Genomic DNA, 26,944 nt, shown 5'->3' with positions numbered 1-26,944 from the left:
GCCGTCCCCACGCGGACTATGCGGGCTTTCACCCGTGGTCGAGGCCTTTGGCACCACAAGGATGCCTGCCTTCCCACCAGGAGATGCATCATGCCAAAGCTCGCACTCGCGCTTACGCTCGCAACCTTCGCGTCCATCGGCCTGGCCGCCACCGGCGCCTCCGCCAGAGGCTTCCATGGCGGCCATGGTTTCGTCTTTAATCAAAGTCCGTCGCAGAGCTATCAAGCCAAGACCTATTATGGCGGATGGGGGCCGCACGGCGGCTGGCGCCCCGCGCCTTGCCACCGGGAGTTGCGTAACGGACAGCGCATCATCGTCTGCTGATTGGACTGACGGATGCGCTTCAAGCCGTCATTGCGAGGAGCATAGCGACGAAGCAATCCAGGGCCACGGCACGAAATCACGGTTTCACCGTTCTACCGTTTGCCCCTGGTTTGCTTCGCTACGCTCGCAATGACGGTGAGACCCTTATTCCTTGACGCCCCACCCTCGCGCGATCTCGGCAATGCGGTTGGCCGTCATCTCCGGGTGCGAACGCACCACGTCATGCGGCGCGTCGAATTCGCTGTAATCCCAATCGGGCTTGCCCTTCACCTCGTCGGCGAACTGATGGAAGGGCGAGCTTTTATTGGTCGTGCAGAGAATGTAATGCCGTCTGGGCCAGGTGCGCTGCGCTTCAGGTCGCACCGAAACCCATTTTTCCGACAAGGTGTCGACCGGCTGCGGCGTGAACAACGGCGCCCATTGCGCCGCCAGTTCTGGCGGCATCGGCGGCACATTGGGGCGAGGTACTGAATAGCCACCGTCATGGGCGAGGGCTGCCTTCTTGTGCAGATCGGCCCCCTGTTCGCCGACCAGGTCCCACAGCGCCTGCCCACTCTTGGGCAAGAAGGCATCGAGATAAACCATGCCGGCTACACGCTGCGGTTCGCGATCGACCGCGCCGGTGATCACCATGCCACCATAGCTGTGCCCGACGACCAGAACGTTTTCCAATTCCTCATAGCGCATCAGGCCTGAAATATCGGCGATATGCGTCGACAACGTCACCTGGCGGGGATCGACATGGGAGCGCTCCGCAATGCCCGTCATCGACGGCGCATAGACATCGAACCCCTGCTTGCGCAAAAGCCGTGCCGTATCGCGCCACGACCACGCGCCTGCCCACGCGCCATGCACCAAGAGAATGGTCATCGATGTCCTCCCTGCGGTTTGCTGTTTATTCGTCTCGCAGCTTGCCTACCGCGCTCTCTGCCTCTTGACCAGCCTCGGCCTCTTCCTGCTGGGCCTGTTTCTGCCGCCGCCGCGTCTTGGCTTCGAGCCGCGGCCCCTCGGCGATGCGCACGATGGCACCCCAGAGCGTGCGCACGTCCTGCTCGGTCAATTGCATGCGGTGGAACATGTTGCGCAGATTGCGCTGCATGCTCGGCCTCTTGCTCGCCGGCCGGAAGAAACCGCCTTCTTCGAGCTTGCTCTCGAAATAGGCGAAGAAGGACACGATCATCTCACGCGTTGCCGGATGCGAGCGTTCCGGCGTGGCGAAAGGCATCGCGCTGCCATGGGCGGCGCGGAACCATTCATAGCCGGTGAGCAAGACCGCCTGCGCCAGATTCAGCGAAGCATAGGCCGGATTGACCGGGAAGGTGATGATCGCATCGGCGAGCGCCACCTCGTCGCTGTCGAGCCCGGTGCGCTCGGGGCCGAAGAGAATGCCGTGCTTGGCGCCCGTGACGACACCCGCCTGGGTCTCGCGCATGGCGACCTCAGGCGCTTCGACCCGCTTGCCCTGGCCGCGTTCGCGCGCGGTCGTCGCCCAGACAAAATTGAGATCGGCGACCGCCGCTTCCAGGCTGTCGTAGAGTTTCGCACCTTCGAGCAGATGCACCGCGCCGGCAGCGGCCGCATTGGCGCCCTTGCGCAAAGCGCCGGTGCGCGGCCAGCCCTCGCGCGGATTGACCAGGCGCAGATCGTCGAGGCCGAAATTGGCCATCGCCCGCGCACACATGCCGATGTTAACGGCAAGCTGCGGCCGCACCAGGATGACGGCCGGGCCGCCGGCAATATTGGTTTGCGTTTTATTCGTGCCTGCGCCGACCACCCAAAACTCCGCTACCTCTCAAGGCGGCGCACCATAGTCCTTGCTCGGGCAACGGCAAGCGCCACGAAAGCAAACGGGCGGCCAAAGCCGCCCGTGCCAAAAATCTGTCTCGGATTACGGCGCCGCCGTCTGGCCCCGGCCGCGATCGCCGCCGGCCCAGCGCTTTTGCCCCTGTTGGCCGCCATTCGGCTTGCCGAAGCCCGGCTTGCCCGAACCCGGTTTGCCAAAATGGCGCTTGCCGGCATGAGGGTTCGCATAGGGCTTGCCGCCCGGCGCATGGGTGGCCTGCACGCCCGGTTCGCCCCGAACCGGCGCGGGCCCACGCGGACCGGCAGAACGCTGGTCTTGACGCTGATCCTGACGATGACCTTGCGGATGCTGTCCGCCGCGCGGACCGGCATTCTGACCCTTGCGATGCGGTTTCTTGGCCTGGCGCTCGGCATAAGGCGTGCCCGACGGCGGCGGCGACGTGCGCCGCTCGACAGCCGGAATGGCCATGCGCGTCAGTTTCTCGATGCCGCGCAGCAGCGCGCGCTCACTGTTCTCGCACAGCGAGACGGCAACGCCCTCGGCGCCGGCACGCGCCGTGCGGCCGATGCGGTGCACGTAGCTCTCCGGCACTTCCGGCAGTTCGAAGTTGATGACATGCGTGACGCCGGGAACATCGATGCCGCGCGCCGCGATATCGGTGGCGACCAGAACGCGGATGCGCCCCTGCCTGAAATCGTCGAGCGCCCGCACCCGCTGCCCCTGGCTCTTGTTGCCATGGATCGCGGCCGACGGAATTTTCGAAATGTCCAGCGCCTTGCTGACGCGATCGGCACCGCGCTTGGTGCGGGTGAAGACGATGGTGCGCTGGAACTCGTCGTTCTTCAGAAGCTCGATGAGGATGTTCTGCTTGGCGCCGCCATCGACCATGATGACCTCCTGGCGCACGCGCTCGGCGGTGGTCGCCACCGGCGTCACCGCCACCTGCACCGGATTCTTGAGGAATTCGGCGGCCAGGGTGGCAATCTCCTTCGGCATGGTGGCCGAGAAAAACAGGCTCTGGCGCTGCTTGGGCAGTTTGGCCAGGATTTTCCGGATCGGCACGATGAAGCCGAGATCGAACATGTGATCGGCCTCGTCGAGCACGACGATATCCGTGGTCGCCAGGCTGATATTGCCGGAGTCCATATGGTCGAGCAGCCGGCCCGGTGTGGCGACGAGCACGTCGACGCCGCGCGTCAGCGCTTTCACTTGGGCGCCATAGGAGACGCCGCCGACCACGGCCGCCACCTGGATGCCCATGAAGCGGCTGTAGGCGCGAAAGCTTTCGGCAATCTGCGCCACCAGTTCGCGCGTCGGCGCCAGCACCAGAGCACGCGCCCGGCGCGGCTCAGCGACTTTCCGCTCGGCGGCGAAGCGGGTGAGGATCGGCAAAGCAAAGGCCGCCGTCTTGCCGGTGCCCGTCTGGGCGATGCCGAGCAGATCATGGCCTTTGATGAGATGGGGAATGGCCTGCGCCTGGATCGGCGTCGGCGTTTCATAGCCCTCCTTGCGCAGAGCACGGAGGATGGTCTCGGCAACGCCGAGAGCCGCAAAATCAGTCACGATGAATCTTTCATTGGCCCCGGACGCGGCTTTTCGCGCCGCCCGAAGGCTGGTTTGGGGGACGCGCCCCGCGTATCCGGGCTGTCGTGGGGTTTCGACGGAGGCGCTCAACGGAGGAGCCGGACAAGCGGCTTAACGCGACCGGAGCGCCTTTTGCTGCGATGCAGCGTGCCTCAAATAGTGCGAAACCGAAGCTAAGTCAAAGGAATTCCAAAAACTGCCGTAAAAAGAAGGGCGTCACCCGATTTCGGGCGCGCCCTTCATCGCAATCAGATCATTTCCACGCCAACAGATTGAACAGAAAGCCTTCCGGCTTCAGCGTGCCACCCGTCGGGATCTTCACCTCGGCACTATGGGCGATCACGGAGGCCAGCGGCGTGATCGGCATGGAATAGCGCTCGCTGGTCGCCCGGTCGAAAATGCGCTTCAGCAGCGCTTCGCGCTTTTTCGGGTCCATTTCCGTCTGGGACTGCTTTTGCAGGTCCTCGAGCTGCGGATCCTGGTTGTAGTTCCGGTCGCCCTTTTCATACATGAAATTGACCGTCGACTCGACGTCGGGCGAGCCGCCGCCGTTGTCCCACAGCACGATGAAGGCCTGGAGCTGGCCGGCCGCCCGCTTGGTGACGAAGCCGGTCGAGGTCAGGGTATCGATGCTGGCGTTGATGCCCACCTTGCGCAACTGGCCGGCCACCGCCTCGGCCACGGGCTGCGCCGCGCCCCAGGTGGTAATCGTCAGGTTGAAACCATCCGGCTGGCCCGCCTCTTTCAGCAATTGCTTCGCCTTGGCGAGATCGTAGCCCGGCGGATCGATCGACGAGGCGCAGCCCATGATCTGCGGCGGGCACATCGCCTGCTGCAACGGCAAGGCGGCGATGTCCTTGGGCTGCAACGCATTGACCAGGGCCTTGCGGTCGATGGCGCGGAACATCGCCTCGCGCACGCGAATGTCCTTGAACTTGCCGAACCCCGAACGATCGGCCGCATCCAGCATCAGATAGGTGAAGGACACGCTGGGGCGCACCGAAATTTCGATGGCCGGATTGCTCTGCATCATGCCCGCAATGTCGCTGGGCACGTCATACATCAAGTCCTGATCGCCGATCATCATCTTGGCGAGCTGGGTCTGCTGATCGGGAACTGGCGCGATGACGATCCTGCCGATCTTTCCGGCAGGCTGGCCGAGATTCACTTCCTTGAAATAGGGATTCTTTTCGAGAACCACGCCCTTGCTCGGATCGACCATCGTCACCTTGTAAGGACCCGTGCCGATGGGATTGCGGCCGAAGAGCGCCTTGTCGGCCAGCTTGCTATGCACGTCGGAGGGATAGATCGGCAGGGTCGTGGTCAAACGCGCCAGGATCGGCGCGAACGGCTGCTTCAGCTTCAGACGCACCGTATATTGATCGACCTTCTCGACAGACTCGAACAGGCCAAAGCGCGCTTCCTTGAAGCGGAACTTGCTGGCCGGATCCATGACAAAATTGATCGTATAGACCACGTCGTCGGCGTCGAAGTCCGAACCGTCCTGGAATTTGACGCCCTGGCGCAGTTTGAACTCGATCGTCTTGTCGTCGACGAAGGTCCACGATTCCGCCAGCCCCGGCAGGATCTGGCGTTTGTGCGCGTCATATTGAACGAGCGTATCGAAGACGGAGCGCGTGATCAGATCGGTTTGCGGCTGCGGATCATAGATCGAGTCGACGATCGAGATCGGCTGATAGACGCCGATGCGCAATGTGTCCTTGGCCTTCTGCGCCAGAGCCGGCAGCGGCGACAGACCGACGGCCAGCACGAAACCCAAACTGAAAAATGATCTGGCGCGCATGACGCTCTCCCACGGACGTTTCCCGCGCGCACGATATGGCAACCTTGGCCATCCCGCCAGCAAAGAGCCGATCGTAGACCGCCGCAAATTGCCGCGCTCTCAACGCCATTCCAGCAGATTGAAGGAAAATCCTTCCGGCTTCTTGGTGCCGCCGACAGGGATCTTCAGATCCTTATTGTGCGCGATCACCGAAGCCAAAGGCGTGACCGGCATGGAATAGCGTTCCGCTGTCGCCTTGTCGAAAATGATCTGGTGAATCGCATCGCGCTTCTTCAGATCGGTTTCCGCCAGAGCCTCTTTCTGCAATCGCTCCAGTTCCGCGTCCTGGTTGTAATTGCGATCGCCCTTTTCATAGAAAAAATTCACCGTCGATTCCACGTCCGGATTGCCGCCGCCATTATCCCACGCCACCAGATAAGCGGCGAGCTGGCCGCCGGCGCGTTTGGTGACGAAGCCCGTCGATGTCAGGCTTTCGATGCCGGCCGTGATGCCGATGCGCCGCAATTGCCCCGCCACCGCCTCCGCCACCGGACGGGCCGCTCCCCACGTGGCGATCGTCAGACTGAATCCATTCGGCACCCCCGCCTCTTTCAGCAATTGCTTCGATCGCTCGAGATCGAACTCGGGCGGGGTCAGCGTCGCGACGCAGCCATCGTGCCAGGCATGGCACATCGCCGTCTGCAAGGGTTCCGCCGCGATCTCTTTCGGCTGCAACGCATTAACCAGCGCCCGCCGGTCGATGGCCCGAAACACCGCCTCGCGCACGCGCCTGTCCTTGAACTTGTCGAAACCGGAGCGATTGGCGGCGTCCAGCATCAGATAGGTAAAGGCAACGCTCGGACGCACCGAAATCTGAATGTTGGGATTGCCGCGCATGAGATCGGCAACTTCGCTGGGCACATCATACATGATGTCCTGCTCGCCGATCATCATCTTGGCGAGTTGCGTCTGATGGTCGGGGATCGGCATGACGATGATCTTGCCGATCTTCGCCACCCGTTGCCCGGCATTGATTTCCTTGAAATCGGGATTCTTTTCCAGAACGACGCCCCGCGCCGAATCGACCATCGTCGCCTTGTAAGGCCCGGTGCCGATGGGATTGCGCCCGAAGGTCGCCTTATCGGCCAGTTTGCCGTGCGCGTTCGACGGATAGATCGTCAGGCTCGTCGACAGGCGCGACAGGATCGGCCCGTAGGGTATTTTGATCTTCAGACGCACGGTGAACTGGTCGATCTTCTCGATCGACTCGAACAGACCGTATCGGGTTTCCTTGAACCGGAATTTGCTCGCCGGATCGAGGATGAAGTTGACCGTATAGACCACGTCGTCGGCATCGAAATCCGACCCGTCATGAAATTTGACGCCGTGACGAAGTTTGAATTCGATCGTGCGCTCGTCGACGAAACGCCAGGATTCAGCCAGGCCCGGCACCACCTCGCGCTTGTCGGAATCGTATTGCACCAACGTATCGAACACCATGCGATCCATCAGCGCCGTCTGCGGCTGCGGATCGTAAAAAGCGTCGATCACCGAAATCGGCTGGTAAACGCCGATACGGACCGTGTCCTGCGCCTTTTGTGCCAAGGCCGGCAGCGCCAGAATGAGGCCGACCAATCCGAGCCAGCGCAGGCAACGATGTCTGATAGGCATCAAGCCTTTCCTTCCGTAGCGCATAGTTCGCCCAAACGCCGAACCGTCATTGCGAGAAGCGCAGCGACGAAGCAATCTAGGAGCAAGCGGTAGAACGTCAACAAATGCCTGTGGTGCAGACATACGTCTACAACTCTACATTTTGCCCCTACATTGCTTCGCTGCGCTCGCAATGACGGTTGAAACAAAGGCGGCGCCTTGCTCAGGCGCCGCCTCCTAACTTCACGCCGATAAGATCACTTCCATTCGAGCAGATTGAACATGAAGCCTTCCGGCTTCTTGGTGCCGCTCACTGGAATTTTCACGTCCTTGCTATGCGCGATCACGGCGGCGAGCGGCGTGATCGGCATCGAGTAACGCTGCGTCGTCGCGCGGTCGAAGATCTGCTTGTGGATCGCTTCGCGCTTCTTCGGATCCATTTCCGACAAGGCTTTCTTCTGCAGGTCCTCCAGCGTCGGGTCTTGATTGTAGTTGCGATCGCCCTTCTCGTAGAAGAAATTGACGGTCGACTCGACGTCCGGCGTGCCGCCGCCGTTATCCCACAACACGATATAGGCCTGCAGTTGGCCGGCGGCGCGCTTGGTGACGAAACCGGTCGACGTCAGACTGTCGAGCGCGGCGGTGATGCCGACCTTGCGCAACTGGCCGGCCACCGCCTCGGCGACGGGCCGAGCCGCGCCCCAGGTGGCGATCGTCACGTTGAACCCGTTCTCCAGGCCCGCCTCCTTCAGCAATTGTTTCGCCTTGACCGGATCATAGGACGGCGGATCGATCGACGAGGCGCAGGAATAGTGCCAGGGATGGCACATCGCCTGCTGCAACGGCTGAGCCGCGATTTCCTTCGGCTGCAAGGCATTGACCAGGGCCTTGCGATCGATGGCCCGGAACATCGCCTCACGCACGCGAATGTCCTTGAACTTGTCGAAGCCGGAACGGTTGGCGGCATCGAGCGCCAGATAGGTGAAGGAAATGCTGGGACGCACCGAAATCTGAACGTTCGGATTGCCCTTCATCATGTCGGCGATGTCGGTGGGCACGTCATACATCAGGTCCTGTTCGCCGATCATCATCTTGGCGAGCTGGGTCTGCTGATCGGGGATCGGCATGATGACGATCTTGCCGATCTTCGCCGCCGGCTGGCCGGCATTGACCTGTTTGAAGAGCGGGTTTTTCTCCAAGACGACGCCGCGGCTCGGATCGACGAGGGTCGCCTTATAGGGGCCGGTGCCCACCGGGTTGCGCCCAAAGGTCGATTTGTCGGCGAGTTTGCCGTGCACGTCGGACGGATAGATGGGCAGGGTCGAGGCCATGCGCGTCAACAGCGACGCATAAGGCGATTTGATCTTCAGGCGAACCGTATATTGGTCGACCTTCTCGATCGAATCGAACAGGCCGAACCGGGTTTCCTTGAAACGGAACTTGCTCGACGGATCGATGACGAAATTCACCGTATAGACCACGTCGTCGGCATCGAAGTCGGAACCGTCGTGGAATTTAACCCCCTGACGCAATTTGAACTCGACCGTCGTGTCGTTGATGAATTTCCACGACTCAGCCAGACCCGGCACCACTTCGCGCTTGTCGGAATCGTATTGGACCAGCGTATCGAAGACGACCCGATCCATCAGATTGGTCTGCGGTTGCGGGTCATACAGAGCATCGATGATCGAAATGGGCTGATAAACGCCGATACGCAACGTATCCTGGGCCTTCTGGGCCAGGGCCGGCAGCGGCAGAAGCCCTGCGGCGGCAACGGCGGCCAGTCCAAATCGACGCATGAGTCGACGTTCGAAGCCACGCTTAGCGTGCATGCTTTCCCTCCCTCTCAGAGCGCGAATGGATGAGCCGGCTAAGAATCCGGACGTTTAGGCGCTCCCCCTAGGATTTGCACGATATTGCAGCTTGTCGCTTCCCGCCAGTCCCTGCGAATTTTTGCCGGGCCTGTCGAAAACGCCATATTTGCCCTTTCGGCCACCCATGCTAAGGGGGCGCGCCGACCGGGTAGCCCTCTTTAAGGGACGGGCCGCCCGGCACAGGAATTCATCTGGCCGTTCCGGCCCATCCACTAGCTGTCCTGAATTTGAAAGGTCGCGCCTCATGCAGAAGATCAAGGTCGCCAATCCGGTCGTCGAAATGGACGGCGACGAAATGACCCGCATCATTTGGCAGCTCATCAAAGACAAGCTCATCCATCCCTATCTCGACATCGACCTGAAGTATTACGATCTGTCGGTTGAGAAGCGCGACGAGACCAACGACCAGATCACCATCGACGCCGCCGAAGCGACGAAGAAATACGGCGTCGCCGTGAAGTGCGCGACCATCACCCCCGACGAAGCGCGCGTGAAGGAATTCAACCTCAAGGAAATGTGGAAATCGCCGAACGGCACGATCCGCAACATCCTCGGCGGTACAATTTTCCGCGAGCCCATCATCTGCAAGAACATTCCCCGCCTCGTTCCGGGCTGGACGCAGCCGATCGTCGTCGGCCGCCACGCCTATGGCGACCAGTATCGCGCCACCGATCTGAAAATCCCCGGCAAGGGCCGCCTGACGATCAAGTTCGAAGGCGAGGACGGCACGGTCATCGAGAAGGAAGTGTTCAAGTTCCCGGGCGCCGGCGTCGCCATGTCGATGTACAACCTCGACGATTCGATCCGCGACTTCGCCCGCGCCTCGCTGAACTACGGCCTCAACCGCAACTATCCGGTCTATCTGTCGACCAAGAACACCATCCTGAAAGTCTACGACGGCCGCTTCAAGGACATCTTCCAGGAAGTGTTCGACACGGAATTCGCGGACAAGTTCAAGGCCGCCGGCCTCACCTACGAGCACCGTCTGATCGACGACATGGTCGCCGCCGCCCTGAAGTGGTCGGGCGGCTACGTTTGGGCCTGTAAGAACTACGACGGCGACGTCCAGTCCGACACGGTCGCCCAGGGCTACGGCTCGCTCGGCCTGATGACCTCGGTTCTGGCCACCCCGGATGGCAAGACGGTGGAAGCGGAAGCGGCGCATGGCACCGTCACCCGCCACTACCGCCAGCACCAGCAGGGCAAGGAAACCTCCACCAACTCCATGGCCTCGATCTTTGCCTGGACCCGCGGCCTGATGCACCGCGCCAAGCTTGACGGCAACAACGAGCTGATGAAGTTCGCCCAGACCCTCGAAAAGGTCTGCGTCGACACGGTCGAATCGGGCTTCATGACCAAGGATTTGGCTATCCTGGTCAGCGCCGATCAGAAGTGGCTGTCGACCACCGGTTTCCTCGACAAGATCGACGAAAACCTGAAAAAGGCCATGTCCGCCTGATAGCTGATTGGCCGCAAGGCCATCCAGAACGGTAATAAAGTAACGGGCGCGATCTTCGCGCCCGTTTTATTTGGTGTGGGATAGCCCCAACGGCGCCATTGTCCAGGCTAGACCGTTTCGCTATAAGCCGCTCCGATCCAATCGGAGACAGTGTGATACGCATGGCTTCAGCGGACATCATCGACGGGGACTATCGTCCGAGTGACGACGAGGCGTTCATGAACGAGCGCCAGCGTGAATATTTCCGCCGCAAACTTCTCACCTGGAAAGACGACATCCTGAAGGAGGCTCGCGAAACGCTGGCCACCTTGCAGACCGAAAGCGAAAACCATCCCGATATCGCCGACCGGGCCTCCTCGGAGACCGATCGCGCCATCGAGTTGCGGGCTCGCGATCGCCAGCGCAAGCTGATCGCCAAGATCGATGCGGCCATCGCCCGGATCGATGACGGCACCTACGGCTATTGCGAAGAGACCGGCGAGCCGATTTCCTTGAAGCGGCTCGATGCACGACCGATCGCCACTTTGTCGATCGAAGCGCAAGAGCGCCACGAGAAGCGCGAAAAAGTCTATCGCGACGACTGAAGCCCGAAACATAGCTCCATTGAAAAAGGCCCGTCATCCGGGCCTTTTTTATTGCTCATTGCGATGCTTCGAACGCAGCGCCGATCAGCTCTTTTCCGTCGGACGGCCGAGCAGCTTCGCCATTTCCTCTTCCAGCGCATCGAGCGGATCGGGCTCGTTTTGCGCGGCCTGGGCCGGCGGCGGCGCAGGCTTCGGTTCAGGAGGCGGCGGGGCAACGGGCTTGGGTTCGGGCGGCGCGACCGGTTTCGCCTCGGCCTTCACCTCGGGCTTGGGCGGCGGCGGCGGCACGATCGGCGCGGGCTTGACCGCGGGAGGCGGCACAGGCGCCGGAGCGGGCTTGGCAGCCGGATCGACCCGCGGCGGCAAGGTCGGCCCGGCGCGCGACACGGACGACGGCGTCAGCGGGCGCGGGGTCAGCGGGCGCGGTTGCGGCGGGGGCGGCGGCACGAACGGACCCGGAGGACGTGTCGAGGGCGGCGCGACGGCGGGGGCGGTGGAGGCCTGGGGCGCCGGAGCCTGCGGGGTCACCGCGGGGGCGGCCGGAGCCGGACGGGCGGGCGGAGGCGGCGGCGTATGGACGACGGGCGGCGGCGCGGGCGCCGGAGCAACCGGTGCGGGCGCCGGGGCGACGGGGGCCACGGCGATCACCGGTGGGGTCATCGGCGGGGCAGGCAGATCGCCAATCGGCTCGGCGGTGGCGAATTCCTTCGGCTGGCGCAGATCAGCCGCCACCGGCACACGGGAAATGGTCGATTCGATCAGAATGTCGTTGGGACCGCCGATCATCACCAAATGTTCGACATTGTCGCGCCGGATCAGCACGAGCTGGCGCTGCCGATCGAGATCATAGGCATCGACAACACCCAGACGCGGCTGCCGCGCCCGTCCGCCGGCGGTTCCGCGAATGCGCCGCCCAAGGATCGCCCGATAGAGTGCCACGGCGATCAGCAGCACCAGAAGCGCGGCGGCAAGGCCCAATACGATTTGCAGCAACGGCTTTCCGTCGCCCAAAAGAGTGGTCAGATACTGCATCGCCGCCTACACTCCGCTCGCCCCAAGCAAACAACCAAAACCAAAATCAACCAACCAAAGCCATAGGCCTTATCATCTGCCAATACTTTAGCACGGCTGACAACGCGATATTTCGCGACGTTAAGAAATGGTTAACCACGATGACCGTTGGCTGATGTCCATAGAACCGTAGCCGGCCCGTGGAAACAACGCCCTGATGATTTCATTCGATTTTCGTGCAATTAACTTGAATTCGCACTATTCCGGCCTGATTCTCCAACTGTCATCCCGGCGGACGGGCTGCGCCAGATCGAGCCTTCATGACCCAGGTTAGCCAGGGATCCACCCCAAGCGCTTCGCCGAGCCCTGCGGCCAATGCCGCGCCGAACGCCTCGAGCAGCGTCGTCGACCGCACAGAGCGGACCGGCAGCCCCGGCATGGTCCTCGTGCTGGCCTTGGTGCTGGTCGGCACCGCTGCCTCCTTCTCTTTTCTGAGCCCGGAAGACGCCGGCCGCCTCACTTTGGGCCTGCTCGCCCTTCTGGCGATCATCGGCGTCATCGGCTTGTTCGCCTATGCGGTCGGTTTCCTGCAATTGTCGGGACAAGCCGCCAAGAACGACATCACCAAGCTCGTCTCCGACACCGGCGTCGAGGGCATGCTGGTGACCGAAGGCGACACCCGCGTTCTCTATGCCAACGAAGCCTATATGGCGCTCGCCGGCGCCAACGACCTGGCCGATCTGCGCACGGTGGAGCGCCTGTTCTCCGGCACCCCTGAAGTCTCCGAGGCGATCTATCGCCTGGCCCAGGCGGCACGCGACGGCAAACGCGGTTCCGAAGAACTGCGCCTGAGCCCGCCGCTGTCGGGCGAAGGTGCCGTCGGCTGGTATCGCATCCGCGTGCGCCCCCTCGAACGCTTCGGGCAAAAGCGCGCCACGCTATGGACCGTCGCCGACGTCACCCGCGAGCGCGCCCGCCACGAGAACGTTTTCCAGGAACTGCAACACGCCATCGATTTTCTCGATCACGCGCCGGCCGGCTTCTTCTCCTGCGGCGCCGACGGCAAGATCAACTATATGAACGCCACCCTCGCCGGCTGGCTCGATTACGATCTCGCCCAATATGGCTCCGGCGGCCTGCGGCTGGCCGATATCGTCGCCGGCGACGGCGCCCATCTGATCGGCACCGTGGCCGGCCGCGCCAGCGAAGTGCGCACTGAAACCTTCGACGTCGATTTCAAGCGTCGCAACGGCCAGAGCCTGCCGGTGCGCGTCATCCATCGCGTCGCTTTCGCCCAGGACCGCACGCAAGGCCCTTCGCGCACCTTGGTGATCAACCGCGCGCCCGGCGAAGAGCCGGCGGAAAATCTGCGCGCCGCGGAAGTTCGCTTCGCCCGCTTCTTCAACCAGACGCCGATGGCCATTGCTACCGTCGATCGCGATGGCGCCATTCTCAACGCCAATGCCAGCTTCGCCCGCCTGATGCCGCAGGCGGTGTCGGGCGCGACCGACACCGGCCGCTCGATCTTCTCCAGCGTCGTCGATCGCGACCGCGAGACCTTGCGCAAGGCCATCGCCGATGCCCTCGCCCATCGCACCGACACCGAACCGGTCGACGCGGGCCTCGGCGGCGAACCGCCACGGTCCGCCCGTTTCTTCGTCACGCCCGGCGAAGACAGCAACGATGACGCCAGCGCCGTGATCTTCGCGCTCGACACGACCGAACAGAAGACCCTGCAGGAAAGCTTCGCCCAGGCGCAGAAGATGCAGGCAATCGGCCAGCTCGCCGGCGGCGTCGCGCATGACTTCAACAACGTGCTGACGGCGATCATCGGCTTTTCCGATCTCTTGCTCGCCCGCCACCGGCCGACCGATCCGTCCTTCCAGGACATCATGCAGATCAAGCAGAACGCCAATCGCGCCGCCGGCCTCGTGCGGCAGCTCCTGGCCTTCTCGCGGCGCCAGACCCTGCGCCCGCAGGTGCTGCAGCTCAACGACGCTCTGTCCGACCTGCAAATCCTGCTGCGCCGCCTGGTCGGCGAGAAAGTCGAGATCGACGTGCGCCACGGCCGCGATCTGTGGTTCGTCAAGGCCGACATCAACCAGTTCGAACAAGTGCTGGTCAATCTCGTCGTCAATGCGCGCGATGCCATGCCCGATGGCGGCAAGATCATGCTGGCGACCAAGAACGTCACCGCCGCCGAAGCGGCTAATGTCACCGAGCCCGGCTTCGTGCCCGCCGATTACGTGGTGGTGGAAGTACAGGACACCGGCGCCGGCATTCCGCCGGAGGTGAAGGAGAAGATGTTTGAGCCCTTCTTCACCACCAAGGAAGTGGGCAAGGGCACCGGCCTTGGCCTGTCGACGGTCTATGGCATCGTCAAACAGACCGGCGGCTTCATCTTCTGCGATTCAGAACCCGGCAAGGGCGCGCTGTTTCGCATCTACCTGCCCCGTCACATCCCGACCGCCGAGGAAGAGAACGCGCGGCGCGAGGACACCAAGGCGAACAGCAGCCCGGCGGCCGATGCCACCGGCCACGGCACCATCCTGCTGGTCGAAGACGAGGAGGCGGTGCGCGCCTTCGCGTCGCGTGCGCTCGCCTCGCGCGGCTATACGGTGCACGAAGCCAGCAATGGCGAGGATGCGCTCGACATCGTCAGCGAGGTCGGCGGCCAGATCGATCTGATCGTTTCCGACGTGGTGATGCCCGTGATGGACGGGCCGACCATGCTCGGCGAACTGCGCAAGCGCGGCGTGACGGCGAAAATCGTCTTCATGTCCGGCCATGCGGAAGATGCCTTCGCCCGCAACCTGCCGGCCGGCGAGGATTTCGGCTTCCTGCCAAAACCCTTCCCGCTGAAACAGCTCATCGAAACGGTGAAGGCAGCGATGGGCTAGCGCGATTTCGCGCCGCCCAAGATTTTGCGCGGCGCTTTCGGCAAGGCTTTGTTCACCATGTTGCGGGAAGCTGTGGCGGCCTGCGTGTCACACGCCCCGCCAGGATGAGCACCTTGCCCGTTTTCTTTCAGGAATTGCCCCGACCTCGCCAGAGCTATCGTCGCCGCCAGCAGCCCGGCGCCCGGGCAAGACTGGTGCTGATCAGTCTCGCGGTGCTGGGCACGGTCACCGCCCTCCTGTTGATCCGCCCGACACCAGCCAACGGGCCAACCCGGCACACCATCAAACTCATTCCCGTGCCGGCCTCCACCGCGACAGCGAACCGGAGCCCCGATCCCATCCCGGTCGGCTCGATCCGCCCGATGCCCGTGCAGCACCCGCCGCAACAACAGCCCCCGCAAGGCACGTTTCGCGAAATCGAACGCGCCGCGCCACAGGACTATGTCGGCTTCCGGGAAGTCAAAACCGGCCGCTAACGGGGCTGTCTTCCGGCCTCTCACGCTTTGACGCGCCTTTACATAGCGGTGAAACGCCGCCGCAGCCGCATGGGATTTGGCGTCGGCCAAAATACATAGGGTCCTATTGACTTAGATTTAGTCTCATGATCACCTTCAAGCCTCCCCGCTTTTCGAGGCTGCGTCATGAACCTGAACAGAAGAACATTCACGGGCGGCCTCCTGGCCGCGGGTTGCCTCAGCACGCGGCCGGCTTTCGCCGCCGACAAACTGCTTTATTTGTTCCCGACGATCCCGACTTTGCCGGCCTTCGCGCCCTTTCAGGTGGCCAAGGCCAAGGGTTTCTTCGCTGCCGAGAATCTCGACGTGACATTCCAGGCGGCCAAGGGCGGTGTCGATGGCGCCAAACAGGTCGGCGCCGGCAATGCCGATCTCGCCGGCGGCATCGGTGATACCTCGATCATCCTGCGCCCGAACGGCATTCCCGTGCGCGCCGTGGCGCTGCTGGGCGGCCGCGCCCTGCATCAACTCATCGTGCGCAAGGATGCAGGCATCCGCACCTTCGCCAATCTGAAGGGCAAGAAGCTCGGCGTCGTCAGCTATCAGGATACCTCGTTCTACAATCTGCTTGGCGTGCTCGCGAGTGTCGGCCTCGACAAGAGCGCCGCGGATATTCAGGCTGTGGGGCCGACAGGCATCACCGCCTTGATGGCGAGCGGCAATCTGCACGCCATCGTCGGTGCGCCCGAATGGGCCGTCACGCTCGAGAACAATGCGGTCGAAATCGAAACCTATCAAATCGACAGCGCCTTCCCGGCGATGGCGCAAGCCATTCTGACGAGCGACGCGACGATCAAGGCGCGGCCTGATCTCGTGCGCCGTTTCGTCAGCGCCGTGCTGAAAGGCGTCGCTGCCGTCGCCGCCAATCCGCAGGACGGCGCCGCGACTTACCTGAAGGAAATCGGCCGCCCCGACAGCGAATTGCCCTCGATCGCCAAAATCCTCAACTTCTATGCGCAGAAAGTCTATCCGGCGAGCAACGGCATTCCCTTGGGCCAGTTCGATCCGGCCCGCGTCGCCAAAGTGCAGGAGTTCTATCTCGCCAATGGCCTGATCGAGAAGACGACGCCGGTCGCTGATCTCTTCACCAATCAATTCGTCGGCGGTTGAAGCCCCATGTTGAAGAACTACTGGTATGTTGCCGCCACCAGCGGCGAACTCACCAACCAACCGCTGGCGCGCACTCTTCTCGGCGAAGCTGTCGTTCTCTTCCGCACGGAAAAGGGGCGCGTCGCGGCGCTGGCCGACGTGTGTCCGCATCGGCGCTCACCGCTGTCGATGGGCCATGTCATCGGCGAGACCATCGCCTGCCCCTATCATGGCATCCAATTTTCCGGCGACGGCACATGCGAACATATTCCCGCGCAGAGCCGCATTCCCTCAACGCTGAAAGCTCGCGCCTATGCGGTGATCGAACGCTACGGCCTGATCTGGATCTGGCCGGATGCGGGCGAACCGGATGCCGATCTCCCAGCGCTGCCGTGGCGCGAGGACGAGACGTGGAATGCCGAACTCGCGCAATATCTGCATGTGCGCGCACCAGGCGAACTCGTCACCAACAATCTCCTTGATCTCTCCCATGTCGCCTTTGTCCATGCGCGCACCATCGCCTTCGCGCAAAACCGCCTGGCCGAAGACCCGTTGGTCGTCGAAGCTTTTGCCGATCGCGTGCGCTGCACGCGCATTTTCAAGGATGTCGAGCCGCCGCCGGCGCACCGCATCTGGCGTGACTTCAAGGGCCTCGTCGATCGCAGCTCTATCTCCGAATGGCAGCCGCCCGGCAATGTGCTGATCCTCGTGCGCAATGAAGATGCGGACGGCGCGCTCGATCTGCGCTTCGATCATTTCATCACGCCGGAGAGCGCGACGAGCCATCACTATTTCGTCGCCATCTCGCGCAACTTCCTCATCGACGATGCCGAACTCACCCAAAAGCTCGATGCGGAAAACGCCAAAGTGCATGATGAGGATCGCGATATGGTCGAAGCGCAGCACAAGACCATTCTGGCCTTTCCCGAGATGCGCGACATGAACCTGCGCCAGGATCAGGCCATCGCCCGCGCGCAGGCGATCATGGCCGAACGGCACAAATCAAACTGATGGCGGATTAATCGGCCGAGGAGGCGCGCCGCCTGCGCACCGTCTTCGCCTTGCCGGCATCGGTGGGAAGCTGCGCTTCGAGATTGCCGATGATCTGGCCCAGCACGTCGAAACAGGTGTCGAGATCTTTCTCGGACACGCCGACAGCCAAGCTCGCATTATTGGCATCGAGCCAGTCCTTCACCTTCGGATTGAGCCGCTTCGCCCGCACGGTGAGATGAAGGGTCTGCTTGCGGCCGTCGCTCTTGTCCTGCCGCCGCTCGATGAAGCCCTCGCTCTCCATCCGCTTGACGATCTCGGCCATCGAGCCCTGCTCGACGGCAGCAAGCCGGCTCAGCTCCATCTGCGTCAGCCCGTCGCTTTCCGACAGCCACAGCAGCACCGGCACGAAGGCCGGCTGCATGCCCTTCATATCGAGCTGCGCCCGCATGACCTTATGCATGAGCCGGGCGGCCTGATTGACGACGAAGCCGAGCGAGCGAGTGCGGGCGTACATGTTTCCCACCATGGAAAGAACGGTCAGACTCAAGACTAAAAGAAGCAACTGGATATCATATGATCGGGCTGTGCGGATTGAAGATTAAGCGAGACGTCTTTCTCGGTGGGACACGACAGGCGCCCTTTCTCTTGGCTTCAGCCAACGCCGCCTAATCGCGCTTATCGGAGCGGCCCATTGAATGCGCCGGTTAGCCATATAACAACACCAAACACGCAAGCGATGATCAATCCAGTGATGAAACCATTGCGATTGACGAAGGTAACAATGTGATCAAAGAAGGTCGCCGTGCTCGGCGGGCGCATCTTTAAAATGTTTGCCACACTCACAACGGCATACATCGCAAGGATCAGAGCCGCAAACGGGCGTGGCACCGATTGCATTTCAAAGAACACCACGAGTACAACGATCCCAATGAAGAGCATCAGGTAGGGACGCCCGGCGATATATTTCAACAAAGCCATACCAAGCCTCGATGCGATCAACAGGGACTGCGTCTTTCTTTGCCTGCGTCGATGGCGATCACGTGGCCTGCAAACGTTTCACTGCTTTTCTTCCGATCGCCGCCGGAACAAACGGACAAATCTCCAAATTCCAAGCAAGATGAAAAGAAGCAACAAACCAAAGGTGAACAAGAACTCAATGGGATGGTCCCGGAACATCACTTCAATGTGGCCCCCACGACCAAGTTCACCAATCACTCCACGCTCGGCTGCGCTTAGAAGATAGTAGATACCAAAACCGATAATCGCGAAGTCCATTCCCCAATCTACAACCGCGTTGAGCCGAGGAAATCGCTTGGCGATGTAGTGCTGATTGAACGCGACGAGATCGGCGTTATCGAGCTTCGCAACACGAGCCCCAACGATACAGCCCACAAGGACGAGCCCCCATGCGCCCCATATGATGGCCGTTCCCATGGTCGAGGCCGGCAGCATTTGCGTAACGGCAAAGAAGACAGGCGCACCAAAGACGATCCAGAGCAGAGCCGGACGGCCTGTGAGGTACTTAAGCAGTGCTCGCATCCAAGCAATCCAGCCAAGTCTGGAACAGTGAAGATCCTCGGCCCTCAATCTAGCGCCATGCCCCGATTTGCCTAAGACCGAGTTACCATTGGTCCGCAGAAGCGGTCGCAAAATTTGACCTATCTTTCATCGACGGATCGCCGGATCGCATTGTCGAGCGGCGGCCGATTGGCAAGACGCTGCTCGGCACGACGCTGCTGCCAATACCCCCAGATCAATAAAGCCACAAAGGGCAGGCCCAGGATTCCCACCATCGTCCAAGGGTCGAGATAGACGATCGCAAGGCCTATCAGAACCAGAGCAAAGGCGCTTCCGACCACTTCGGCTAAGAGATGAGCGAAGGAGCGCTTGGAATTTGTTCGACTTGGCCCTGTAGCGTGTGGTGCCCGTTGCTGCTTCTCCCGCCACCAGTTCCAGACGATGAGGACCACCACTCCGCTCAAATACAAGGCAGTGCTGAAACCGCTCGCGAAAATCCGGTCGCCAAAAATCACCGGCGGGAAAAAAATGATGGCCGGCAGCCAAGGACGTTTAAGGCAATACCAGAGCGCGTCCTGCAGCAGAGACTTGAACAGCCAGTCGAAGAGCTTGAAGCCAGTTTCATCCACGAGAGCAACCTCGGTTCACGACCTAATGTGGGTGACGTCTCGCGCACATGCCAGCCAAGCAAGAAGACGTGCCTAACAGAGCCTTGCAATGATCCCGAATGATGAATGCTCACCAGCTAAGTCTTAACCATATCCTGACACTTCCTGTCAGGAGCAAGTGGCAGGAACAAAAAAAGAACTTGCGAGTGAGAACAAACAGCGTACACTCTCCTCCACAGACAAAGAAACGCCCGCCGTTGCGCTGTTTGCCGGCATCGTGCCAGAAGGAGCAGACCCTTGAGCCAAGCCAATCTCCGCCTCGTGGAAGGTAGTTCCGTGGACAAAACTAAGGCGCTGGACGCCGCCCTCTCCCAAATCGAGCGCGCCTTCGGCAAAGGCTCCATCATGCGGATGGGCAAGAACCAGCAGGCGGTCGAAATCGAGACCGTGCCGACCGGTTCGCTCGGCCTCGACGTGGCGCTCGGCGTCGGCGGCCTGCCGCGCGGCCGCATCGTCGAAATCTATGGTCCGGAATCGTCCGGCAAGACCACCCTCACCCTGCATGTCATCGCCGAGGCGCAGAAGCGCGGAGGCGTCTGCGCCTTCGTCGACGCCGAACATGCGCTCGACCCAGTCTATGCCCGTAAGCTCGGCGTGCAGCTCGACGATCTCCTGATTTCCCAGCCCGACACCGGCGAACAGGCGCTCGAAATCACCGACACCCTGGTGCGCTCCGGCGCCATCGACGTCCTCGTCATCGATTCGGTGGCGGCCCTGACGCCGCGCGCCGAAATCGAAGGCGAAATGGGCGAGGTACAGCCCGGCCTGCAGGCGCGCCTGATGAGCCAGGCGCTGCGCAAGCTCACCGGCTCGATCTCGCGTTCCAAGACCATGGTCATTTTCATCAACCAGATCCGCATGAAGATCGGTGTGATGTACGGCAGCCCGGAAACGACCACCGGTGGTAACGCTTTGAAATTCTACGCTTCGGTGCGCCTCGATATCCGCCGCATCGGCGCCATCAAGGACCGCGAAGAGGTCATCGGCAACTCGACCCGTGTCAAAGTGGTCAAGAACAAGGTCGCCCCGCCGTTCAAACAGGTCGAATTCGACATCATGTATGGCGAAGGCATCTCGAAGAACGGCGAACTGGTCGACCTTGGCGTCAAGGCCGGCGTGGTCGAGAAATCCGGCGCCTGGTTCTCCTATGATTCCCAGCGCCTCGGCCAGGGCCGCGAGAACGCCAAAACCTTCCTGAAGGACAATCCCGATGTCGCCAACCGCATCGAGGCCGCCATTCGGGCAAATGCCGGTCTGATCGCCGAGCAGATCGACGCTGGCCCTGCCGAGGAAGACGACGAATAAGGCAAAGATCCCTCTTTGCGCTGAATACGGGCGCGGGCAGGGTCGCATCGAAAACGTGAAGCAGTGCCGCCAACACGTTTTCGCATCGGTTTTGTGGAACGGTCCCCTCTACAGGCCCCTCCCTGTCCCACCCGTCTTGCGAAACGGGAGCGCGTCGCCGGAGCGTATGTCCGGCGTGCTCCCGTTTCGCCCCCCCTTTTTTAGCCCCTCGGCCTTTTTGCCTGCTCACGGGCGCTGCAATCGCGGCTTTTCTGAAAGCCATCGGGTCCAGCCTTCCCCGGCAAACAGCCCCGAAACAGCGGCCTTTTCATTTTCCTCCAAACCACGCTAGAACGGGCCGCTTCCGGCGGTGCCAGGCTCCGCCAAGCACCCCTGCGACCATGATCAGCGCAAGCCCGCCCGGCATGCCGCCTGCTTGGGGCCGCAGCCAATTGCAACGACGGGTGAGGTTTAGTTTCCCAAGATGAGCGGCGTTAACGAAATCCGGTCGACCTTCCTCGACTACTTCGCCAAGAATGGTCACGAGATCGTTCCGTCGTCGTCGCTCGTGCCGCGCAACGACCCGACCTTGATGTTCACCAATGCCGGCATGGTGCAGTTCAAGAACGTCTTCACCGGCGTCGAGAAGCGGCCCTACAACCGCGCCACCAGCAGTCAGAAGGTCGTGCGCGCCGGCGGCAAGCACAACGACCTCGACAATGTCGGCTATACGGCGCGCCACCACACCTTCTTTGAAATGCTCGGCAATTTCTCTTTTGGCGACTATTTCAAGGAACACGCCATCGAATTGGCGTGGAAGCTGATCACGAAAGAATTCGGCCTCGACAAGAGCCGCCTGCTCGTCACCGTCTATCACACCGACGACGAGGCCCATGCGCTGTGGCGCAAGATCGCCGGCTTCTCCGACGATCGCATCATCCGCATCCCGACCAGCGACAATTTCTGGCAGATGGGCGACACCGGCCCCTGCGGTCCGTGTTCGGAAATCTTCTACGACCAGGGCCCGGCCCTGCAAGGTGGACCACCGGGTTCGCCCGATGAGGACGGCGACCGCTTCCTCGAATTCTGGAACCTGGTGTTCATGCAGTACGACCAGATCGCGCCCGGCGATCGCGTGCCGCTGCCCCGCCCCTCGATCGACACCGGCATGGGCCTCGAGCGCATCGCCGCGATCTTGCAAGGCGTCCATTCCAACTACGACATCGACCTGATGCGGGCGCTGATTCGCGCCGTCGCCGATGCGACGGGCGTCGATCCCGATGGTCCGCAGCAGGCGAGCCACCGCGTCATCGCCGACCATCTGCGGGCGTCCTCCTTCCTCGTCGCCGACGGCGTCACCCCGTCGAACGAAGGCCGCGGCTATGTGCTGCGCCGGATCATGCGCCGCGCCATGCGCCATGCCCAATTGCTCGGCGCCAAGGAGCCGCTGATGTGGCGCCTCGTGCCGGAACTGGTGCGCGAAATGGGCCGCGCCTATCCGGAACTGGTGCGCGCCGAAGCGCTGATCACCGAAACGCTGCGCACTGAGGAAACCCGCTTCCGCACCACCTTGGCGCGCGGCCTCGCCATTCTCGACGATGAGACCAAGACGCTCGTTGCCGGCGCCAGCCTCTCGGGCGAAACCGCCTTCAAGCTCTATGACACCTACGGCTTCCCGCTCGATCTGACCCAGGACGCGCTGCGCGCCCGCGGCATCAGCGTCGATCTGCCCGCTTTCGACACGGCGATGGAGCGCCAGCGCGCCGAAGCGCGCAAGGCCTGGGCCGGGTCCGGCGAAGCCGCCACCGAAACCATCTGGTTCGCCATCAAGGATCGCATCGGCGCCACCGAATTTTTGGGCTACGAGACCGAAGCGGCCGAAGGCATCATCAAGGCCATCGTGCGCGACGGCAAGGAAGTGAACGAGCTTCTGCCGGGCGAAAGCGGCCTCGTCGTCGTCAACCAGACGCCGTTCTATGGCGAATCCGGCGGCCAGGTCGGCGACACCGGCCGCCTGACCGCCGCCGGCATCAAAGCGACCGTCAAGGACACGCAGAAGAAGCTCGGCGATCTCTTCGTCCACGACGTGGAAGTCGCCAAGGACTCGTCGAAACTCGTCCTCGAAATGCCGGTCGAACTGAGCGTCGATCATATGAGGCGCACGGCGATCCGCGCCAATCACTCGGCCACCCATCTGCTGCACGAGGCGCTGCGCCAGGTGCTCGGCGATCACATCGCCCAGAAGGGTTCGCTCGTCGAAGACACCCGCCTGCGCTTCGACTTTTCGCACCCCAAGCCCATCACCGATGCGGAACTGGCCGAGATCGAGGACATCGCCAACAAGGTCGTCTTGCAGAACGAGCCGGTGATCACCCGCGTGCTCGGCGTCGAGGATGCCATTGCGTCCGGCGCCCGTGCGCTGTTCGGCGAAAAATACGGCGATGAAGTGCGCGTCGTGTCGATGGGCACCAATGCGGGCGGCGATAATGCAAGTGGTGACAATAACCGCCGCGATTTCTCGGTGGAATTGTGCGGCGGCACCCATGTCGGCCGCACCGGCGACATCGGCCTGATCACCATCGTCGATGAAAGCGCGGTGGCCGCCGGCGTGCGGCGCCTCGAAGCCAAGACCGCCGATGGCGCGCGCCACCACCTCAACGAGGAAGCCCGTCGCCTGCGCGAACTCGCGCAATTGCTCAAGGCGCCCGCGAGCGACGCCGCCAGCCGCCTGACGAACCTCATCGACGAGCGCCGCAAGCTCGATAAGGAACTGGGCGACGCGCGCAAGAAACTCGCCATGGGCAGCGGCGCCGGTGGCGGCGACAATGCGGTGCGCGATATCGGCGGCGTCAAATTCTTCGGCCGCTCGGTGTCCGGCGTGGAGATGAAGGATCTCAAATCGCTGGCCGACGAAGCCAAGCAGAGCGTCGGTTCCGGCATCGTTGCGATCGTCGGCGTCACCGCCGACGGCAAGGCCGGCGCGGTAGTCGCCGTCACGCGCGACCTCACCGACAAATATAACGCCGTCGATCTCGTCCGCCTCGCTTCCGAAAAGCTCGGCGGCAAGGGCGGTGGCGGCCGTCCCGACATGGCCCAGGCCGGCGGCCCCGACGGCACCAAGGCCGACGAAGCCATTGCCGCCATCGCGCAGGCGCTGGGGGGCTGAACCCCCAGCAACGCCCGATTGGCCGACCCGTTATAATACATTTCAAAAATGTTATTATACTGAAATCACATTGTTATCGCCGCCAGACGCGCCTATATACGAGGCAAGTTCTCAATGGCCGGCGCGACCGGCGGAGCGTGTCATGCTCGCACAGATCCAGTCTTTTGCTGGCGAACCCCGCCTTGCCGTGGCGCTTGCCGCCGCGCTCATCGGCCTCGTCTTCGGCGCCATGTCCGAGAGTTCGCAATATTGCCTGCTCGGCGGCCTCAAAGAAGCGCGCAATGAGGGCTCCAACAGCCGTCTCACGGCCTATTTCGCCGGCGTGCTCGCCGCCCTGGCCTTCACCCAGATCCTCGTTGGCGCCGGCGTGCTCGATCTGTCGGCCTCGGTCTATCTCTCCAACACCAATGGTCTCATCGGCCTCGTCGTCGGCGGCCTGATCTTTGGCCTCGGCGCCGCAATGACGCGCGGCTGTGCCGGCCGTCTCACCGTGCTCGCCGCCAGCGGCAATCTGCGCGCCATGGTCGTCATCCTCGTCGCCGGTGTCGCCGCCTATGCCACCATGCGCGGCATCCTGGCGCCGCCGCGCCTGCCGATCGAGGCGATCGCCCGCCCGGAAGCCCCGGCCGCCGATCTCGCCACCACCGCTGGCCTTGCCGCCGCCGGCCGCTATGTGATCGCTGGTGTCGCGCTGATCGGCGCTCTGGCGCTCGCCGTTTTCGCCGGCGCCTGGCGCGGCTTTGCCGCCGTCGCCATCGGCGCCACCATTGCCGCGGGCTGGAGCGCCTCCGTTCTGCTCGGCGACGACGGTTTCGACAAATTGCAGCCGTGGAGCGGCGCCTTCATCGCGCCTTTGGCCAATGGCGTGCAATATCTGATGACCTATACCGGCGCGAAGATCGACTTCGGTGTCGCCTTCCTCGCCGGTGCGCTCGGCGGCGCGTTCCTGTCGTCGCTGATCGGCGGCCGCTTCCGCCTGCAAGGCTTCGATGGCCCGCGCCAGATGCTGCGCTATCTCGGCGGTGCCATCCTGATGGGTTTTGGTGGCGTCATGGCGCTCGGCTGCACCACCGGCCAGGGCCTGTCCGGCGTCTCGACCCTGTCGCCCGGCTCCTTCCTCGCCATCGCCGCCATTGCCGCCGGCATGTGGATCGGCATCGCCGTCGACAGCCGCGCCGCCGTGAAGGCGCGCAGCGGCGCGGTGAAATCCGGCGCTATCCGCGCGTAATGGTCCGCCCACGGGGCGACGATCCCCGTCTTCCGGCTTGAAAGGCCAGCGTTCTAACCAGCGTAAACTATGGGCGGCTGGTTCACGGACCCTTTGCGCAAACAAAAAGCCCGCCGGATTTCATCGGGCGGGCTCGTAACGACATATGTCGAATAGCAAGGACCGCCTAACGGCGATCCGCATGCATGATCACCGCGAGAAAATATCTTCCTCGCGTTCTTCAACGATAATGAAAATGGTGGCTCGCGTGATCATGGTCGCGTCACCTACACGAATGTACAGCTTCATGCAACTCTTTCGTGGATCGGCTGACTACCGCACCAATTCCCGCATCGCCTCTTCGAGGCCCTTGATGGTGAGCGGGAACATGCGCCCTTCCATGGCCGCTTCGATCAGCTTGATCGATTGCGTGTAGCGCCATTGGTTCTGCGGCACCGGATTGAGCCACACCGCATGCGGATAGGTGCGTGTAACGCGATCGAGCCAGACAATGCCGGCTTCCGAATTGTTGTGCTCGACCGAACCGCCCGGCATCGTCACTTCATAGGGCGACATCGAGGCATCGCCGACGAAGATCACCTTATAGTCGTGGCCGTAGGTGTGCAGCACGTCCCAGGTCGGCGTGCGATCGGTGAAGCGGCGCACGTTCTGTTTCCACACGCCCTCATAGAGGCAGTTGTGGAAGTAGAAATGCTCCATATGTTTGAACTCGGCGCGCGCCGCCGAGAACAATTCCTCGACCTGTTTGATGTGCCAATCCATCGAGCCGCCGATGTCGAAGAACAGCAGCACTTTCACGGCATTGCGCCGCTCGGGTCGCATCTGCACGTCGAGATAGCCGCGCTGCGCCGTCTCGCGGATCGTGCCATCGAGATCGAGTTCGTCGGGTGAGCCGGTGCGGGCGAATTTACGCAAGCGCCGCAGCGCCACCTTGATGTTGCGCGTGCCAAGCTCGATGTCGCCGTCGAGATCCTTGAACTCGCGCTTGTCCCACACTTTGGCGGCGCGGAAATTGCGGTTGCCGTCCTGGCCGATGCGCACGCCTTCCGGATTGTAACCGTAGGCGCCATAGGGCGACGTGCCGGCGGTGCCGATCCATTTGTTGCCGCCCTGATGACGGCCCTTCTGCTCGCGCAGCCGCTCCCGCAAGGTCTCCATGAGCTTCTCCCAGCCCATGGCTTCGATCTGCCGCTTTTCCTCGTCGGTGAGATATTTCTCGGCCAGCTTGCGCAGCCATTCCTCGGGAATCTCGGCCTTTTCCATGGCCTCGACGAGGCTCTCCAACCCCTTGAACACGGTGCCGAACACACGATCGAAGCGATCGAGATTGCGCTCGTCCTTCACCAGAATGGTGCGCGCCAGATAATAGAATTCATCGACCGACTTGTCGGCCAAATCCTGATCGAGCGCTTCCATCAGCACGAGATATTCGCGCAGGGTGACGGGCACCTGCGCATCCTTGAGCGCCGTGAAGAAGGTCAGGAACATGAGGCGATCCTAACCTTCCGCA

At 62.3% G+C, this 26,944-nt stretch carries 22 protein-coding genes and 1 tRNA gene; 10 read left to right on the top strand and 13 right to left on the bottom strand.

The window, feature by feature from the left end; genetic code table 11:
• Positions 1-90 precede the first annotated feature (90 nt).
• Positions 91-324: a hypothetical protein gene (locus OIM99_RS09860; RefSeq protein WP_311850163.1), complete on the top strand. Its 234-nt coding sequence runs from the start codon at positions 91-93 to the stop codon at positions 322-324.
• A gap of 144 nt (positions 325-468) precedes the next feature.
• Here OIM99_RS09860 and OIM99_RS09855 read toward each other — a convergent pair whose 3' ends face one another.
• The 6 genes from OIM99_RS09855 to OIM99_RS09830 form a co-directional block, all read right to left on the bottom strand.
• A complete protein-coding gene (locus OIM99_RS09855) occupies positions 469-1,194 on the bottom strand; it encodes an alpha/beta hydrolase (protein ID WP_311850162.1) in 726 nt (241 codons plus the stop codon).
• 25 nt (positions 1,195-1,219) lie between these two features.
• Positions 1,220-2,098: an RNA methyltransferase gene (locus tag OIM99_RS09850; protein WP_311850161.1), complete on the bottom strand. Its 879-nt coding sequence runs from the start codon at positions 2,096-2,098 to the stop codon at positions 1,220-1,222.
• Positions 2,099-2,212: 114 nt separating this feature from the next.
• The gene (locus tag OIM99_RS09845) at positions 2,213-3,691 is read right to left on the bottom strand and encodes a DEAD/DEAH box helicase (protein ID WP_311850160.1); all 1,479 of its coding nucleotides are present in this window, start codon (positions 3,689-3,691) and stop codon (positions 2,213-2,215) included.
• Between the two features lie 274 nt (positions 3,692-3,965).
• Positions 3,966-5,516: an ABC transporter substrate-binding protein gene (locus OIM99_RS09840; RefSeq protein WP_311850159.1), complete on the bottom strand. Its 1,551-nt coding sequence runs from the start codon at positions 5,514-5,516 to the stop codon at positions 3,966-3,968.
• Positions 5,517-5,615: 99 nt separating this feature from the next.
• Positions 5,616-7,166 carry an ABC transporter substrate-binding protein gene (locus OIM99_RS09835; RefSeq protein ID WP_311850158.1) on the bottom strand — a complete coding sequence of 517 codons (1,551 nt, stop codon included), beginning with the start codon at positions 7,164-7,166 and terminating at the stop codon, positions 5,616-5,618.
• A gap of 236 nt (positions 7,167-7,402) precedes the next feature.
• Positions 7,403-8,977, bottom strand: a complete 1,575-nt coding sequence (locus OIM99_RS09830; protein WP_311850157.1) for an ABC transporter substrate-binding protein — start codon at positions 8,975-8,977, stop codon at positions 7,403-7,405.
• Between the two features lie 286 nt (positions 8,978-9,263).
• Here OIM99_RS09830 and OIM99_RS09825 point away from each other — a divergent pair, with 286 nt between their 5' ends.
• Positions 9,264-10,478, top strand: coding sequence for an NADP-dependent isocitrate dehydrogenase (locus tag OIM99_RS09825; protein ID WP_311850156.1), 1,215 nt, complete (start codon positions 9,264-9,266; stop codon positions 10,476-10,478).
• 161 nt (positions 10,479-10,639) lie between these two features.
• Positions 10,640-11,062 (top strand): RNA polymerase-binding protein DksA, encoded by a 423-nt coding sequence (gene dksA / locus OIM99_RS09820; protein WP_311850155.1) that lies wholly within the window; start codon positions 10,640-10,642, stop codon positions 11,060-11,062.
• 84 nt (positions 11,063-11,146) lie between these two features.
• Here the strand turns inward: dksA and OIM99_RS09815 are convergent, their stop codons facing one another.
• Positions 11,147-12,094, bottom strand: coding sequence for a flagellar biosynthetic protein FliO (locus OIM99_RS09815; RefSeq protein ID WP_311850154.1), 948 nt, complete (start codon positions 12,092-12,094; stop codon positions 11,147-11,149).
• Positions 12,095-12,393: 299 nt separating this feature from the next.
• On the opposite strand from OIM99_RS09815, the gene cckA reads away from it, so the two are divergent.
• From cckA to OIM99_RS09795, 4 genes are all read left to right on the top strand, one after another.
• Positions 12,394-14,973: a cell cycle histidine kinase CckA gene (gene cckA, locus OIM99_RS09810; protein WP_409371490.1), complete on the top strand. Its 2,580-nt coding sequence runs from the start codon at positions 12,394-12,396 to the stop codon at positions 14,971-14,973.
• 113 nt (positions 14,974-15,086) lie between these two features.
• The gene (locus OIM99_RS09805) at positions 15,087-15,449 is read left to right on the top strand and encodes a hypothetical protein (protein WP_311850153.1); all 363 of its coding nucleotides are present in this window, start codon (positions 15,087-15,089) and stop codon (positions 15,447-15,449) included.
• A 165-nt stretch (positions 15,450-15,614) separates the two neighbouring features.
• On the top strand, positions 15,615-16,598 hold the full coding sequence (locus OIM99_RS09800; RefSeq protein WP_311850152.1) for an ABC transporter substrate-binding protein: 984 nt from the start codon (positions 15,615-15,617) through the stop codon (positions 16,596-16,598).
• Between the two features lie 6 nt (positions 16,599-16,604).
• Positions 16,605-17,588, top strand: a complete 984-nt coding sequence (locus tag OIM99_RS09795; RefSeq protein WP_311850151.1) for an aromatic ring-hydroxylating dioxygenase subunit alpha — start codon at positions 16,605-16,607, stop codon at positions 17,586-17,588.
• Positions 17,589-17,595: 7 nt separating this feature from the next.
• Here OIM99_RS09795 and OIM99_RS09790 read toward each other — a convergent pair whose 3' ends face one another.
• The 4 genes from OIM99_RS09790 to OIM99_RS09775 form a co-directional block, all read right to left on the bottom strand.
• The gene (locus OIM99_RS09790) at positions 17,596-18,084 is read right to left on the bottom strand and encodes a MarR family winged helix-turn-helix transcriptional regulator (RefSeq protein ID WP_311850150.1); all 489 of its coding nucleotides are present in this window, start codon (positions 18,082-18,084) and stop codon (positions 17,596-17,598) included.
• Between the two features lie 161 nt (positions 18,085-18,245).
• On the bottom strand, positions 18,246-18,548 hold the full coding sequence (locus tag OIM99_RS09785; protein ID WP_311850149.1) for a hypothetical protein: 303 nt from the start codon (positions 18,546-18,548) through the stop codon (positions 18,246-18,248).
• A 78-nt stretch (positions 18,549-18,626) separates the two neighbouring features.
• Entirely contained in the window at positions 18,627-19,109 is a 483-nt protein-coding gene (locus tag OIM99_RS09780; protein WP_311850148.1) for a hypothetical protein, read from the bottom strand.
• Between the two features lie 119 nt (positions 19,110-19,228).
• On the bottom strand, positions 19,229-19,717 hold the full coding sequence (locus tag OIM99_RS09775; protein WP_311850147.1) for a hypothetical protein: 489 nt from the start codon (positions 19,715-19,717) through the stop codon (positions 19,229-19,231).
• Between the two features lie 276 nt (positions 19,718-19,993).
• On the opposite strand from OIM99_RS09775, the gene recA reads away from it, so the two are divergent.
• The 3 genes from recA to OIM99_RS09760 all read left to right on the top strand — a co-directional run bounded on the left by recA (position 19,994) and on the right by OIM99_RS09760 (position 25,434).
• A complete protein-coding gene (gene recA, locus OIM99_RS09770) occupies positions 19,994-21,061 on the top strand; it encodes a recombinase RecA (RefSeq protein ID WP_311850146.1) in 1,068 nt (355 codons plus the stop codon).
• Positions 21,062-21,524: 463 nt separating this feature from the next.
• Complete coding sequence (gene alaS, locus OIM99_RS09765) at positions 21,525-24,206, top strand: alanine--tRNA ligase (protein ID WP_311850145.1); 2,682 nt, start codon at positions 21,525-21,527, stop codon at positions 24,204-24,206.
• 142 nt (positions 24,207-24,348) lie between these two features.
• Positions 24,349-25,434, top strand: a complete 1,086-nt coding sequence (locus OIM99_RS09760; protein WP_311850144.1) for a YeeE/YedE family protein — start codon at positions 24,349-24,351, stop codon at positions 25,432-25,434.
• Here OIM99_RS09760 and OIM99_RS09755 read toward each other — a convergent pair.
• Together OIM99_RS09755 and OIM99_RS09750 are read right to left on the bottom strand one after the other, a co-directional pair.
• Positions 25,435-25,511, bottom strand: a tRNA-Glu gene (locus OIM99_RS09755).
• A gap of 235 nt (positions 25,512-25,746) precedes the next feature.
• Positions 25,747-26,922: a VWA domain-containing protein gene (locus tag OIM99_RS09750; protein ID WP_311850143.1), complete on the bottom strand. Its 1,176-nt coding sequence runs from the start codon at positions 26,920-26,922 to the stop codon at positions 25,747-25,749.
• Between the last annotated feature and the right edge of the window lie 22 nt (positions 26,923-26,944).

Source organism: Methylocella sp. CPCC 101449 (genome assembly GCF_031921685.1).
Classification (GTDB): Bacteria; Pseudomonadota; Alphaproteobacteria; order Rhizobiales; family Beijerinckiaceae; genus Terripilifer.
The sequence above is the reverse complement of the archived record's forward strand: the minus strand, read 5'-3'. Positions and strand labels throughout refer to the sequence as shown.

Coding starts and splice junctions, on each gene's coding strand:
- OIM99_RS09860 (WP_311850163.1), top strand. CDS start 91: ATGCCAAAGCTCGCACTCGCGCTTACGCTCGCAACCTTCGCGTCCATC.
- OIM99_RS09855 (WP_311850162.1), bottom strand. CDS start 1,194: ATGACCATTCTCTTGGTGCATGGCGCGTGGGCAGGCGCGTGGTCGTGG.
- OIM99_RS09840 (WP_311850159.1), bottom strand. CDS start 5,516: ATGCGCGCCAGATCATTTTTCAGTTTGGGTTTCGTGCTGGCCGTCGGT.
- OIM99_RS09835 (WP_311850158.1), bottom strand. CDS start 7,166: ATGCCTATCAGACATCGTTGCCTGCGCTGGCTCGGATTGGTCGGCCTC.
- OIM99_RS09830 (WP_311850157.1), bottom strand. CDS start 8,977: ATGCACGCTAAGCGTGGCTTCGAACGTCGACTCATGCGTCGATTTGGA.
- OIM99_RS09825 (WP_311850156.1), top strand. CDS start 9,264: ATGCAGAAGATCAAGGTCGCCAATCCGGTCGTCGAAATGGACGGCGAC.
- dksA (WP_311850155.1), top strand. CDS start 10,640: ATGGCTTCAGCGGACATCATCGACGGGGACTATCGTCCGAGTGACGAC.
- OIM99_RS09815 (WP_311850154.1), bottom strand. CDS start 12,094: ATGCAGTATCTGACCACTCTTTTGGGCGACGGAAAGCCGTTGCTGCAA.
- cckA (WP_409371490.1), top strand. CDS start 12,394: ATGACCCAGGTTAGCCAGGGATCCACCCCAAGCGCTTCGCCGAGCCCT.
- OIM99_RS09800 (WP_311850152.1), top strand. CDS start 15,615: ATGAACCTGAACAGAAGAACATTCACGGGCGGCCTCCTGGCCGCGGGT.
- OIM99_RS09795 (WP_311850151.1), top strand. CDS start 16,605: ATGTTGAAGAACTACTGGTATGTTGCCGCCACCAGCGGCGAACTCACC.
- OIM99_RS09790 (WP_311850150.1), bottom strand. CDS start 18,084: ATGTACGCCCGCACTCGCTCGCTCGGCTTCGTCGTCAATCAGGCCGCC.
- OIM99_RS09785 (WP_311850149.1), bottom strand. CDS start 18,548: ATGGCTTTGTTGAAATATATCGCCGGGCGTCCCTACCTGATGCTCTTC.
- OIM99_RS09780 (WP_311850148.1), bottom strand. CDS start 19,109: ATGCGAGCACTGCTTAAGTACCTCACAGGCCGTCCGGCTCTGCTCTGG.
- alaS (WP_311850145.1), top strand. CDS start 21,525: ATGAGCGGCGTTAACGAAATCCGGTCGACCTTCCTCGACTACTTCGCC.
- OIM99_RS09760 (WP_311850144.1), top strand. CDS start 24,349: ATGCTCGCACAGATCCAGTCTTTTGCTGGCGAACCCCGCCTTGCCGTG.
- OIM99_RS09750 (WP_311850143.1), bottom strand. CDS start 26,922: ATGTTCCTGACCTTCTTCACGGCGCTCAAGGATGCGCAGGTGCCCGTC.